Annotated in this window: 9 protein-coding genes; 5 read left to right on the top strand and 4 right to left on the bottom strand. The window is 63.9% G+C overall.

The window, feature by feature from the left end; translation table 11 throughout:
• Positions 1-86: 86 nt before the first annotated feature.
• From E6B08_RS15080 to yiaY, 3 genes are all read left to right on the top strand, one after another.
• Positions 87-518 carry a PACE efflux transporter gene (locus E6B08_RS15080; RefSeq protein ID WP_136914767.1) on the top strand — a complete coding sequence of 144 codons (432 nt, stop codon included), beginning with the start codon at positions 87-89 and terminating at the stop codon, positions 516-518.
• A 181-nt stretch (positions 519-699) separates the two neighbouring features.
• Positions 700-2,262 carry a threonine ammonia-lyase, biosynthetic gene (ilvA, locus tag E6B08_RS15075; protein WP_136914766.1) on the top strand — a complete coding sequence of 521 codons (1,563 nt, stop codon included), beginning with the start codon at positions 700-702 and terminating at the stop codon, positions 2,260-2,262.
• Between the two features lie 138 nt (positions 2,263-2,400).
• Entirely contained in the window at positions 2,401-3,549 is a 1,149-nt protein-coding gene (yiaY, locus tag E6B08_RS15070; RefSeq protein WP_136914765.1) for an L-threonine dehydrogenase, read from the top strand.
• A 21-nt stretch (positions 3,550-3,570) separates the two neighbouring features.
• Here yiaY and E6B08_RS15065 read toward each other — a convergent pair whose 3' ends face one another.
• The 3 genes from E6B08_RS15065 to E6B08_RS15055 form a co-directional block, all read right to left on the bottom strand.
• Positions 3,571-4,758: a hypothetical protein gene (locus tag E6B08_RS15065; protein WP_136914764.1), complete on the bottom strand. Its 1,188-nt coding sequence runs from the start codon at positions 4,756-4,758 to the stop codon at positions 3,571-3,573.
• An 86-nt stretch (positions 4,759-4,844) separates the two neighbouring features.
• Positions 4,845-5,315, bottom strand: coding sequence for a VOC family protein (locus E6B08_RS15060; protein WP_136914763.1), 471 nt, complete (start codon positions 5,313-5,315; stop codon positions 4,845-4,847).
• A gap of 135 nt (positions 5,316-5,450) precedes the next feature.
• Positions 5,451-7,070, bottom strand: coding sequence for an NADP-dependent glyceraldehyde-3-phosphate dehydrogenase (locus E6B08_RS15055; RefSeq protein WP_136914762.1), 1,620 nt, complete (start codon positions 7,068-7,070; stop codon positions 5,451-5,453).
• Positions 7,071-7,208: 138 nt separating this feature from the next.
• On the opposite strand from E6B08_RS15055, the gene E6B08_RS15050 reads away from it, so the two are divergent.
• On the top strand, positions 7,209-9,449 hold the full coding sequence (locus tag E6B08_RS15050; protein ID WP_136914761.1) for a putative bifunctional diguanylate cyclase/phosphodiesterase: 2,241 nt from the start codon (positions 7,209-7,211) through the stop codon (positions 9,447-9,449).
• 95 nt (positions 9,450-9,544) lie between these two features.
• Positions 9,545-9,868 carry an HU family DNA-binding protein gene (locus E6B08_RS15045; protein WP_265411754.1) on the top strand — a complete coding sequence of 108 codons (324 nt, stop codon included), beginning with the start codon at positions 9,545-9,547 and terminating at the stop codon, positions 9,866-9,868.
• Between the two features lie 8 nt (positions 9,869-9,876).
• On the opposite strand, the gene E6B08_RS15040 is transcribed toward E6B08_RS15045, so the two are convergent.
• Positions 9,877-13,527 (bottom strand): leucine-rich repeat domain-containing protein, encoded by a 3,651-nt coding sequence (locus tag E6B08_RS15040; protein WP_136914759.1) that lies wholly within the window; start codon positions 13,525-13,527, stop codon positions 9,877-9,879.
• Positions 13,528-13,558: the final 31 nt, after the last annotated feature.

Below are 13,558 nucleotides of genomic sequence, written 5' to 3'. Positions count from 1 at the left end.
GTCAGCTTTCCGGCGCTGGGTGTCAGTGGTTGATCGAGCTTGCCGAGAGGCGTACCGTTTGCGCTCTCAATGTTCAGGAGCCCCTCATGCAAGGCAAGGCCCGCAAGATCGTCCAGGCCATCCTCTACGAAGCCATTGCAGTGGCTTGCGTGGCGCCAGCGCTGTCACTGATGTTTGACGCCGGTATGGCTCATTCCACGGTGCTCTCGGTATTGATGTCGGGGGTGGCCATGAGTTGGAACATGGGCTTCAACTGGGCGTTCGAGCGCTGGGAGGCCCGCCAGAGCGTGCGTGAACGGACCTTCCTGCGCCGGCTGTTGCATGCCCTGGGCTTCGAAGGCGGGTTGGTGGTGCTGTTGCTGCCGCTGGTGGCGTTCTGGCTGGACATCAGCCTGTGGGCGGCGTTGCTCACCAACCTGGCGTTGTTCGCGTTCTTCTTCGTCTATGCGTTCGTCTTCCAGTGGGGCTTCGACAAGGTCTTCGACGTGCCGCTTTCGGCCCAGCAAGCCAGGTGTTGACTTGGCAGTGGCTGGCGAGATAACTTCCCGTCCCATGAATCCATTCCCGCACGTTCACGCCATTATTATTACCGCCATTATCAGCTTGGCGGGCTAGCGCGTACGTGCACCGAACCCGCCCTGGAGGCGGGTTTCTTCTCTCTGACTCCTGGGCAAACACGAAAACAGCCAGGAGTCATCGATGACCAACCTCAGCGTCAGCCCACGTACCGCCTCCACCCCCCAGCAGCTGCTGTCGGAGCAGGTGCGGCGCATTCTCGCAGCGCCCGTGTACGACCTGGCCATCGAGACGCCATTGCAGGTAGCCCCGGCGCTGTCGGCGAGCCTCGGCAACCAGGTGCTGCTCAAGCGCGAAGACCTGCAACCGACCTTTTCCTTCAAGATCCGTGGTGCCTACACCCGCTTGTCGCGCCTGAGCCAGGCCCAGCGCGAGCGCGGCGTTGTCACAGCGTCCGCTGGCAACCACGCGCAGGGCGTGGCCATGGCTGCGTCGCACCTGGGTATCAAGGCCACCATCGTCATGCCCACCACCACGCCGTCGTTGAAGATCGAGGGTGTACGCTCGCGTGGCGGCCACGTGGTGCTGCAGGGCGAGAGCTTCCCCCATGCCCTGGCCCATGCGCTGAAGCTTGCCGATAGCGAGGGCGCGACCTTCGTGCCGCCGTATGACGATCCCGATGTGATCGCCGGGCAGGGCACCGTGGCCATGGAAGTGCTGCGCCAGCATCCGGGGCGGCTGGACGCGATCTTCGTGCCGGTCGGCGGTGGCGGGCTGATCGCCGGGATTGCCGCCTACGTCAAGTACCTGCGCCCGGAGGTCAAGGTGATCGGCGTCGAGCCGGACGACTCCAATTGCCTGCAAGCGGCGATGGCCGCCGGTGAGCGCGTGATCCTGCCCCAGGTCGGCACGTTCGCCGACGGCGTGGCGGTCGCGCAGATTGGCGCCCACTGCTTCGAGCTGTGCCGGCATTTCGTCGACGAGGTGATCACGGTCAGCAGCGACGAACTGTGTGCGGCGATCAAGCACATCTACGACGATACCCGTTCGATCACCGAGCCTTCGGGGGCGTTGGCGGTTGCCGGGATCAAGAAGTACGTGGCCCGCGAAGAGGTGCAGGGGCAGACCCTGGTGGCCATCGATTCGGGCGCCAACATCAACTTCGACCGCTTGCGCCATGTGGCCGAGCGTGCCGAACTGGGCGAGCAGCGCGAGGCGATCATCGCCGTGACCATACCAGAGCAGCCGGGTAGCTTTCGCAGCTTCTGCCAGGCCCTGGGCAAGCGTCAGATCACTGAATTCAACTACCGCTACTACCCGGGCAAGGAGGCGCGCCTGTTCGTCGGCGTGCAGACCCACCCTGTGCAGGACCCCCGTGAACAGTTGCTCGTGACCCTGCAAGGGCAGGGCTACAGTGTGCTCGACCTGACCGACAACGAACTGGCCAAGCTGCATGTGCGCCATACCGTGGGCGGGCATGCGGCGGCTGGTGCCAACGAGCGGGTGCTGCGTTTCGAGTTCCCTGAGCGGCCAGGTGCGTTGCTGGGCTTCCTGGAGCGATTGGGCAAGCGCTGGAACATCAGCCTGTTCCATTATCGCAACCATGGTGCGGCGGTGGCGCGGGTGTTCGCTGCGCTGGAGGTGCCGGAGGATGAACTGGCGGGGTTGCCGCAGGCGCTGGATGAAATGGGGTATGACTACTGGGATGAGACGGAGAATCCGGCGTACAGGCTGTTTTTGGGCTGAGTTCGGATTCATGGGCGTCTGTGCCGGCGAAGTAGACATCGTAGGAAAGTTCTGACAGACAATTGCCCTAAATCAACATGTTGTTTACCGATCAGGCAGATGCTCATGGCATACCGAATCGCCAGGAGGATCCCGGCCATGAGCAGCACGTTCTTCATTCCGCCCGTCAACATCATGGGCATCGATTGCCTGGACGAAGCCATGGCAGCGATCGCCGGCTATGGCTTGCGCAAGGCCTTGATCGTCACCGACGAAGGCCTGGCCAAGGCCGGTGTTGCCGAGCGCATCGCCGGGCTGCTGGCCGAGCGTGACATCCAGTCGGTGCTGTTCGATGGCGCCAAGCCCAACCCCAGCATCGCCAACGTCGAAGCCGGCCTGGCAATTCTCCAGCGCGAAGGCTGCGATTGCGTGGTGTCGCTTGGCGGCGGCTCGCCACACGACTGCGCCAAGGGCATCGCCCTGTGCGCCACCAACGGTGGGCATATCCGCGACTATGAAGGCGTCGACCGCTCCGCCAAGCCACAGTTGCCGTTGATCGCGATCAATACCACGGCCGGCACTGCCAGCGAGATGACCCGTTTCTGCATCATCACCGACGAAGCGCGGCACGTGAAAATGGCCATCGTCGACCGCAACGTCACGCCGATACTCTCGGTCAACGACCCGGCGCTGATGGTCGCCATGCCCAAGGGCCTGACCGCGGCCACCGGTATGGACGCGCTCACCCACGCCATCGAGGCCTACGTCTCGACCGCCGCCAACCCGATCACCGATGCCTGCGCACTCAAGGCCATCACCCTGATCAGCGATAACCTGCGCCAGGCAGTACAAGACGGCAGCGACCTGCAGGCGCGGGAAAACATGGCCTATGCCCAGTTCCTCGCCGGCATGGCGTTCAACAATGCCTCGCTCGGCTACGTGCATGCCATGGCCCACCAACTGGGTGGCTACTACGATTTGCCCCACGGTGTGTGCAACGCGGTGCTGTTGCCCCATGTGCAGCGCTTCAATGCCAAGGTCAGCGCTGCGCGTTTGCGCGATGTCGCCAAGGCCATGGGCGTAAAGGTGTGCGGGCTGGATGCCGAGCAGGGCGCCGGTGCCGCGATCTCTGCGATCGAGCACCTGGCAGCGGCGGTAGGGATTCCGGCGGGGCTGGCCGAACTTGGCGCCAAGGTCGAGGATGTGCCGATTCTGGCCGAAAACGCCTTGAAGGATGCCTGCGGCCTGACCAACCCCCGCCCAGCGAACCAGGCGGAAATCGAGGCGATCTTCAAGGCCGCCTTCTGACGGCGCGGTACGTGGTGGCCTTCAGCGCTCGCGCATGAAGAAACCTGCCACGTACTTGCGGAAGGTTTCCAGGCTCTTGAAGTCGGCATAGCGCTTGAAATTCTCGGCATCAGGCTCCGGCCCGATCGGTTGTTCCAGCAGCGACACCGAAAGCACCCGGTCCTGATCCGAGGTCAGTACCAGTTCATCCATCACCTGGCCACCGATCACCGGTCGGCGCATCTGTACCTTCACCCCTTTGCCAGCCATCCAGTCGATCAGCGACACCAGTGCCTTGAGCGGCTCGCGCTCCTCGTCGCGGTATACCGGGAACAGGTGCGCGCGCGACAGCACCGGCACGCTGGCGACGTGGATCAGTTCGTAGAAGTGGCTGCCAGCGCTGGTCGGCGAATACAACGCCAGTGCCAGCAATGGCCCCGAGGCGCGGCTGCCGCCCCAGTACAGATGGTGGCCCTGGAAATCGAAACCGTCCGCGCTGCGGTTGTTGAACAGCTTGCGGCCCTTGATCTGGTCGACGCAGTCGAGCATCAGCCCATGCCGGCGATGATTGCCGAATACCGTGGCTTCGCGCAGGCGTGCCTTGAGCATCATCATGTGCTTCATGTCCAGGCGCGTTTCCAGGTAGTTGCCCGCCGGCACCCGCTCGAGCAGCGGGTAGCGGCTGGCGACCCCGCGCAGTTCGGCGAACTGCTCGGTGAGGTCCATCTTCAGGTGCGTGGCATACAGGTTGAGACCACTGATCTCGATCCAGGTCAGCAGCAGCGACAACAAGCGCTGCTGTTCGCGTCGTTCGCCAGGCTCGCCGGCGCTTTCAGCGCCCTCGCTGGCCTTGCGGAAATCGCCGATCAGGCGCAGCGGCGTATCCGGCGGTAACCAGGCCGCAGGCGGCGCTGGTTGCGCCTCGCGTGCCTGCGCTTCACGCTCGTCCTTGGTGAACGGGCAGCCTGGGGCGTGTTCGGCGGTACCGGGATTGTTCTTCAGAAACAAGGTGCCGGTGCTGCCATTGAGTGTCACGTTGAGCACGGGCAGGGCATCCTTGCGGCAGTCACAGGCCAGCCACTGGTTGGCGCTGCGCACCTTCATCAGTAACTGGTTGGCCTGCAGCAGGCGCGGGCCGTTGAGGCTGCCGTCGGCGAAGTCGGCCAGCAGCGCTTCCTCGGCCGGAGTCAGGCTGCGCACCTGCGCGGCGGTCTTGTCGATGATTCGCATGTAAAGGCAGCTCCAAGCTACGAGCCTCAAGCTTCAAGCAAAGTCGCGCAGCTTTCAACTCGCAGCATCGCCTGGAGCGCCACGCTTCATTGGCCGCCGAACAGCTTGGCGGCGCGGGCGCGGATCTCCTCGGGGCTGAGGTCCTCCTTGTGGGTGGAGACGAACCACAGGTTGCCGAACGGGTCCCTCAAGGTGCCGCTGCGGTCGCCGTAGAATTGATCGGTCACCGGGTGCAACTGGCTGGCGCCGGCGGCGAGCGCCTGGGCGTACACCTTGTCGCTGTCTTCGACGTACAGGTGCAGGCCCACGGCGGCACCGGCGAGGTTCTGGCTGGCGGTCAAGCCTCCTTCCATGTTGTCACAGGGGTCGGCGAGCATCAGCGACGAATCGCCGATGCGCAGTTCGGCATGGCCGACCCGTCCGTCCGGCCCTTCGAGGCGGAACATCTCGGTGGCGCCAAAAGCTTTCTTGTAGAACTCGATGGCCTTGGCCGCATCGTGGATGGCCAGGTACGGGGTGATGCTGTGCTGGCCTTCAGGGATGGCTTTGACTGGCATGTTCGACTCTCCTCTACGGTGGCTGCAACGGGACGCCCACTTGATGGAGGCAAGCAGGCGTCGGTTACTTAGAGTCGTTTGCGCAGGCGGAAAGTCGACAGCTCGGCTAGATCGAATTCCTATAAAGCGCCCATCCTAGAAGATGTAGTCAGTGGTCAGGAAGCTCGACTGGCGGTTGCGGATGATCTCGCTGATCAGCGCCTTGTTGGCCTCCTGGAAGCGGGTGGCGACCAGCGTGCGGATGGAGAACACACGCAAGGCGTCATGTACCGACAGGGTGCCTTCGGCGCTGTTCTTGCGCCCGTTGAACGGGTAGGTGTCCGGCCCACGTTGGCACTGGGCGTTGATATTGATACGACCGACCTGATTGGCGAAGGTGTCGACTAGCGCGCCGATGGTGGCCGGATCGTTGCCGAACAGGCTCAACTGCTGGCCGTAGTCGGAGTCGAGCACGTACTCGATCACCGTCTCCAGGTCGCGATACGGCACCACCGGTACCAGCGGGCCGAACTGCTCTTCGTGGTAGACGCGCATGTCGCGGCCCACGGGGTAGAGCAGGGCGGGGTAGAAGAACGAGCCGCGGCTTTGCCCGCCGCCAGGGTTGAGCACCCGGGCGCCCTTGGCCGTGGCGTCGGCGACCAGAGCGTCGAGGTAGTCGATCTTGCCTGCCTCGGGTAACGGCGTCAGCGCAACGCCAGGCTCCCAGGGCATGCCGGGCTTGAGCGCGGCCAGTTTGCGCTGGAACTTGTCGAGGAACGCTTCGACCACGTCCTCGTGCACGAACAGGATCTTCAACGCCGTGCAGCGCTGGCCATTGAACGAAAGGGCGCCGGTGACCGCTTCATCGACCGCGTTGTCGAGGTCGACCTGAGGCAGCACGATGCCAGGATTCTTGGCGTCGAGGCCCAGTGCGGCACGCAGCCGGTGCGGGCGCGGGTGGAGCTTTTTCAGGTCGCTGGCGGCCTTGTGGGTGCCGATGAAGGCGAACACGTCGACCTTGCCGCTGGCCATCAGCGCGCTGACGGTCTCCCGGCCACGGCCATAGATGACGTTGATCACGCCAGGCGGGAAACTGTCGCGAAATGCCTCGAGCAGCGGGCGGATCAGCAGCACGCCGAACTTGGCGGGCTTGAATACCACGGTGTTGCCCATGATCAGCGCTGGAATCAGGGTGGTGAAGGTTTCGTTCAGCGGATAGTTGTACGGCCCCATGCACAGCGCCACGCCCAGTGGTGCGCGGCGAATCTGGCCGAGGGTGCCCTGCTCGAGCTCGAAGCGGCTGGAGCGGCGGTCGAGGTCCTTGAGTGCATTGATGGTGTCGACGATATAGTCGCAGGTGCGGTCGAACTCCTTTTCCGAGTCCTTGAGGTTCTTGCCGATCTCCCACATCAGCAGCTTGACCACCGCCTGGCGCTGCTCACGCATGCGCGCCAGAAATGCCTCGACATGCTGGATACGCTCGGCCACGCGCATCGTCGGCCAGGCACCGCGGCCCTTGTCGTAGGCCTGCACCGCAGCATCGAGGGCGGTCAGCGCGGTGTCGGCGTCCAGCAGCGGAGCACTGCCCAGAATCACCTGTTGTTCACCGTCGGCCTGCTTGAGCCACACCGGGCTGCGCACCGTGGCCAGCGGGCCGTCCCAACGCCGCAGGGTACCGTCGACCAGGTAGTCGCGTTGTTCCATGGGCGCATCCAGGCGCCACGGCTCGGGAATGGCGTCGGCAGTGGGGAACAGCGAATCGAGCGTTGGGTCCATGGCGATTGCACCTCATAGGGTTGGGCAGATGAAGCGTTTCAGCTTCGAGCATGCGCTTGCCCGCAGAAAAACACCAGTCTGGCTCAATATTGCCGGCCTTGCGCCGATACAGGAGCAATCGCGTGTATCTGCAGGCCTATGAGCATCTTCCATTCCCCTCCTACCGACGATCAGGCGGCCTACTCCGGCTGCCTGCGTCGCTTGTTCCAGCGCCTGTTGCCGGTCGGCTTTGCCTTGGCGGGTATCGGGCTGTCGATGGCCCTTGGTCACCTGGACACGCAACGCCAGCACAGCGAACAGGTGGCTCAGGTCAACGCCCGCCTGGCGGTTGTGCGTGGGGCGCTGGAGGCGCAGTTGCGCGCTGCGTTCGGTGAAACGGAAGGCATAGCCCAGCTGATAGCCGCCGATGGCGCGATCAGCACCGAGCATTTTCGTGGCATGGCCGAGGACGCGCTCAATTCGGTGTCGTACATGCGCACCATCGCCCTGGCTCCGGATGATGTGGTGCGTGACATCTATCCACTGCCGGGCAACGAGGGGCTGATCGGCCTCGATTACCGGCGCATGCCGCGACAGTTTCCCAAGCTGCAATCGGCACGCGACCTGCAACGTGCGGTGCTGGCCGGCCCCGTGGCGCTCATCCAGGGCGGACGCGGGCTGATCTACCGGCGCCCGGTGTTCGTCAATGGTAAGCGCAATGTGCTGTTCTATTGGGGAAATGTGTCTATCGTCGCGGATATCGACAGGTTGTTGCTGGAAACCGGATTGCGTCCGGACACCGATTTCGAGCTCGCAATACGTGGCAGCGACGGCAAGGGTGCCCAGGGTGGCATGATCTGGGGTGAACCTCGCCTGTTCGAAGAGCCGCATGCCTCGGTCGATGTCGATGTGCCCGGCGGTATCTGGCAGATGGTAGCGGCGCCGCGTGGTGGCTGGCCGGCACTCAGCCTGTTCGGTTCGTCGCTGTTCTGGCTGGCACTGGCTTGTACCGGGTTGTTCAGCCTGTTCGTCGCCCAACTCAATCGCAAGAAGCGCCAGCTGCAACAGGGCAACCGCGAACTGCGCCGGTCCCAGGCGCGCTTCGAACGCCTGGCGCACTACGACACCATCACCGGCCTGCCCAACCGGGTGCTGTTCCAGCAACAACTGACCCAGGCGATCGGCAATGGTCATGGCCTGGCCGTGCTGATGCTCGACATCGACGGCTTCAAGCAAGTGAACGACAGCCTGGGTCACGCCATGGGCGACTTGCTCTTGCAACAGGCTACCGCACGTTTCCTGCAGGAACTCGATAGCTCAGACCGCGTGTGCCGCCTGGGTGGCGATGAGTTCGTGTTCATGCTCCAGGGCACCCAGGGACAGATCAATCACCAGGTGCGTCACCTGCTGCGCTGTCTGCAACGGCCGTTCGACCTCAATGGCAACGCCGCGCTGGTGACCGGCAGCCTGGGCTTGGCCTGGTGCCCGCAGCACGGCGAAGACGTGGGCAGCCTGCTGCGTCATGCTGACACCGCCATGTACGTGGCCAAAGAAAGCGGGCGCAACGCCTGGCGTGCGTACCACCCGGACATGACTCAGCGCCTGCAGCAGCGCCTGGAGCTCGAGCGCAACCTGCGCCGGGCGTTGCAGCACAACGAATTCGAGCTGTGGTACCAGCCCAAGGTGGACCTGTTCAGCGGGCGCGTGGAGGGCGTCGAGGCGCTGTTGCGCTGGCGCGATCCAGACCACGGGCTGGTCTCGCCCGGCGAGTTCATCCCCCTGGCCGAACGCACCGGGCTGATCATTCCGCTGGGCGAACGGGTCCTGGAACTGGCCTGCGCGCAACTTGCCGCCTGGCGGGCCGCCGACTGCCTGCCAGGCCCGCTGGCGATCAACGTCGCGGCCTTGCAGATCGAACGCAGCGACTATGTCTCGAGCTTGGCCGTGGCCCTCGAACGCCATGGCCTGAGCCCCAACCTGCTGGAAGTGGAGATCACCGAGAGCCTGTTGATGGAAAGCCAGCAGCAGGCCTGCGCGGCACTGGCGCAGTTGCGTGCCATGGGGGTGGCGACGGCGGTCGACGACTTCGGTACCGGCTATTCCTCGCTCGCCTACCTGCGGGCCTTGCCGATCGACCACCTGAAAATCGACCGTGCGTTCATCAAGGACTTGCCCGGTGACGATGACGCGGTGGCTATCGCCCGAGCGATCATCGACCTCGGCCATGCCCTGGGTTACCACATCACTGCCGAAGGCATCGAGACCCAGGCGCAATACGATTTCCTGCGCAATGCCGGCTGCGATCAGGGGCAGGGCTACCTGCTCGGGCGGCCAATGCCGGCTGAAGCATTGCAAGCCTGGTTGGGTAGCCATCGGCAGGGCCATCAGGGCAGCTCCTGAGCAGCCTGCATAACCGTCTCCAAGCCGTCTGGCTACTGACATTTTTACTAGTTGTGGTCTGTGCGCCCAACGCCTGAAATGCATGCTGCAGCGGCATTCGTGATGAATGCCGGGCATTTCCCTCAACGGAACAGGACAGGCAGATGAACAAAAAAGAGTTGGTCTCCAGTGTCGCCAAGATCGCCAACGTCGAACAGAAAAAGGCCAGGCTGGTGCTCGATACGCTCCTCGAATGCATTAGCACTGCGCTGGTGAATGGCCAGAAGGTCACCTTGGTCAACTTTGGCACGTTCGAGTCCAAACAGCGGGCCCCGCGCAAGGGCCGCAACCCGAGGACCGGTGACATCGTGCATATCCCGGGGGTGCAGGGGGCCAAATTCACTGCGGGCAAGGGATTGAAGGTAACGATCAATTCCTGACAGGCGCCTCAGGTATATTCCAATGGCAGTTCGAGCAGGCGGTCGGCTGCCTGGGCCAGGACGCGTGTCCGGTAGAGCGGGTCCTGGTCCATGCGCGCCAATCTGCGCCAGGTCTCTTCCCTTGCCCATGATTGGTTGTCGACGTAGTCCGTGCTTGCCAGAAGACCTCGCAGCTCACGCCTGAAAGCCAACGGCAGGCGCCGCCAGAGCGTTATCTGGGCTGGCACTGCACCTGCAAAGAGGTCTTCGTAGTCCACATCGGGGACCAGCAGGTCGACGCCAGTGGTTTGAAAATAGCGATCAGCCTGCGCCAAGGCCTGCTCCCCCAGGGTGAGGCTTTCCAGGCTCAGGGTCGACGCCACATTCACCGGGATCGCCGAGACATCGACTATCTCGCGCAATGGGTTTTCCGAGAAGTCCAGCAGCAGCGGCGCCTGCAAACCTGGCAAGCCGGCGGGCGTCGTGCGTAGCTGGCAGCGCGTCATGTACACCGTGCGCAGGCGGGGTAGCTGGCTCAGGTCGGGTGCCTCGAGCAGTGGATTGTCGGACAGATCAAGCACGCCCAGGTTGCTCATCGCGTCGAGCGTTGCCTGGGCAGGAGGCGTCCAGGTCAATGCATTGTGGTCCAGGTCCAGCCACTCCAGGCGTGCCGGCTCCGCAACTTCAGGGATATGCTGGAAACTGCACCGGCTCAGTATCATTCGCCGCAGCCCTGGCAGGCGTTCGAGCAATGCCGCGGGTATCTGGCTGAGGCGGGTATTGTGGGACAGCCTGAGCTCGCCGATGTGAGTGAACTCCTCTGGTAGCGCCAGTGACTGCAGATCCTGGTCTTCCAGTTCCAGTGCGGACAGGTCCAGGTCATACACGGTCTGTGTGTCGTTGAACCTCATTGGCGAGGCGCGTTGCCAAGCGGCCTGCACCCGCACGCTGGCCCGTTCACGGCGAGGCACTCGGTTGGCCCAGGTGTTGAGGTCACGGCGCAGGGCCTGCAGGCGTCCTTCAAGCCGGTCCAGTTCGAGACTGGGCGAAAGGCCCTGTTGCCGCCAGGTGCGCAATTGGCTGCGGTAGTCCATTTCCGAAGCGTTGGGGTACAGGCGCAGATAGCGGCGAGCCTGGGGAGTACGAATGAAGGTGCGCAGATCTCCCCGCCACGGATCCCCGCCGCGCAGCCCGAATGAAGGGCGTTCCGCTTGCGGGCCCCACAATCGCGCCGGCCATTCCATGCGGTCGCGCCCGGCGATGGTCAGCAGGGCCCGGCGCAAGCCCTCCGTGTCCGAGCCTGCGGTTCCCAGTGCTTGGCGCTGGCGGGACGACAAGGTGTCGAGCAGCGCACGCCCCGGGTCATCGTAGCGGGAACGGACAACTGGGCGCTCTTCTCGATAGCCTTCGTAGCCACGTTCGGTCTTGAGCAGCATCAGCGGATTTTCTGCCTGAGCGTCGCCCGTGGCCGCCAGCACTGCCCCTGTGGGGCTGGCATCGCGAATCTCCAGGCGCAGCCGTTGGGGCCAGCCGGGCAACCGACGCAGGCAGGCCAGCCAGAGGCGGTGGCTGTCCAGATTGGCCCGCGCCGGGAAATACAGCCCCTCCATGGCTCGGGCCAGAGGGACTTCGCTCGATCTGGCGGGCGCCAGACTGGAAAGCTCAACAGCGTCCAGCGCCTGCAGCCCGGCACCGGCCCTGATGGCCTCGATCCTCGCTAGTGTGTCGGTGAGCAGCATGGGTGTCGGCTTACCGGCAATGAATACCTCCCGCAGCGTCTGAGCGGAGGTACCGCTGATGGCTACTGCGCTATCGAGGTCAGTGTCACTGAGCGTTGCATGGTGCGGGTACAGCCTGCGCAGCAAACGCTGCGAGGACCAGGCCTGCGGTTGCTCGAACGGTAGATGCCAGGCACCTGAGCCATTGTGCGTCAGGGGCGGTTGATACGCTTCGGTATCGGTGGGGTGCAGCAGGCGCCAGGTACCCTCTTCGAAGGTTTGGGCTACCTCGTGCAGATGGCCGTCCAGGCGCAGATAATGCCGTCCCTCATGTGAATACAAGCCGACCTCGTCCGGCGCCAGGTCCTCCGGCAGAGCCACGCGGGTGCGATAAGGCACCAGGTCGGGTTGCCAGAGTCGGGGCTGGCCATCGGTGCTTTTGACTGCATCCAGGCTGTCCATCAGCGAACTACTGAACAGCGTTGGCAGCACGCGGCCTGCCAACAGTAAACCGCCCATGAGCGCGACATTCAGACCGACCGCTTCCAGATGCTGCAGCGCAAGGTGGCGATCGCCGTCGCTCCAGGCCTCGACGCCTTCGACCACTTCGCCCAGCAGCTGACAGGCCGCAACCCCGAGCATCAGGCTACCGATTACTGGAATGAAGAATCCGGCCAGGTTGAGGGCATTGAGCCCATAGTTTTCCCACTGTTCGAGGCGCCGTTGGCGGGCCAGTGCATCCACGGCGGCAGTGGGCACGGCAAGCTCGAGAGCTTCATCCTTGACCCGTTGCACATGGCGTTTCTGGAGGAACACGAACGGGTCGTCGTCGATGGCGTTGCGTTTGAGGTGCAATGTGGCCCCAGGTTGCAGCGACCAGGTTTGGTGGGCGGTAGCGTCGCTCTGGAGGCTGAGGTTTTGCTGCAGCAGGTCGAGGAAATGCGCCTGCTGATCGCGCGGCAGATAAACCCGAAACGCCGCTCGCCCCTCGGGCGTCAACAGCCGGTCGATCAATTGCTGCTGCACGGCGTCGAGATTTGCACACTGCAGCAGTGTCGATGGGTGGCCGGGGAGGTGCAGCAACAGGCCGGCACCGCCCGCATCTATCAGGGTGACCTCATGCACCGGAAGACTGAATAGCGTCACAGTCCAGCAACGGGTCGGCTGCCCCTCGAGCAGCGCGGCGATACAGTCGCGACCGGCCCCAGTGAGGCGGTGCCTGAGATAGGCCAGGTCTGCGGCCAGGCGCAGGCTGTCGCGCAACACTGCCTGGATAGCCTGGTCGACGGCGTGGTTACCCAAGTGCTGGTCCAGGTGGTGTTGATAGGCTGCGCCGATGTCCAGGCGCCGGCAAAGGGCCGCGAAAGTTGCCGGGGTCATGGACAACGGCGTGACCTGGTACTCCTCGCTGTCCATTTGCAGCGGCGCCGATGGCCCGTCCGGCCCGGTGGGCACAGTACCTTCGACCTGCACGGTCCTGACCTGTATGTCCTTGGACAAGGCCAAGGCACTGGGAGCGACAAAGTCTTCCTGAGCAGTGAAGTTCTGCAAGGCCGCCTGCACCAATGTACTGCGCCGGTGGCTGTAGGTGTAGCGCAGCCCCAGCCAATGCCAGGTGCTCTCTACGCGCAGCAGTTCGCAATCCGCCAGCGCGTGGGGGAAACCGGTGGCCTTGAGTTCGCCTGCGAGGCGCGTTTCTGCGAAGCCGGCGACCTGCTGCAAACCTTTGAGCAGACGCGCCAGGGCGGTTTGGCTGTGCTTGAGCCGTGCCCAGCTGTGTTCTACCGCCTCGCGCAGATGCGGGGCGGCATTGGCGATGGCATCGGCCGGCAACCCAGCCTGCTGGTGCACAGTTTGCAGCGTGTGGCGCATGGCCGCCCATTGGCCGGGTTGCGCGTGAGTCGCCCAGCACGGTAGCTGGGCCTGGATCAGGTCATAGTGGGGGTTATCGCTGGTTTGCATGGGGGCTCCCGGTTCAAAGAGCCGATAGCAA

This window comes from Pseudomonas putida (genome assembly GCF_005080685.1).
GTDB lineage: Bacteria > Pseudomonadota > Gammaproteobacteria > Pseudomonadales > Pseudomonadaceae > Aquipseudomonas > Aquipseudomonas putida_V.
The sequence above is the reverse complement of the archived record's forward strand: the minus strand, read 5'-3'. Positions and strand labels throughout refer to the sequence as shown.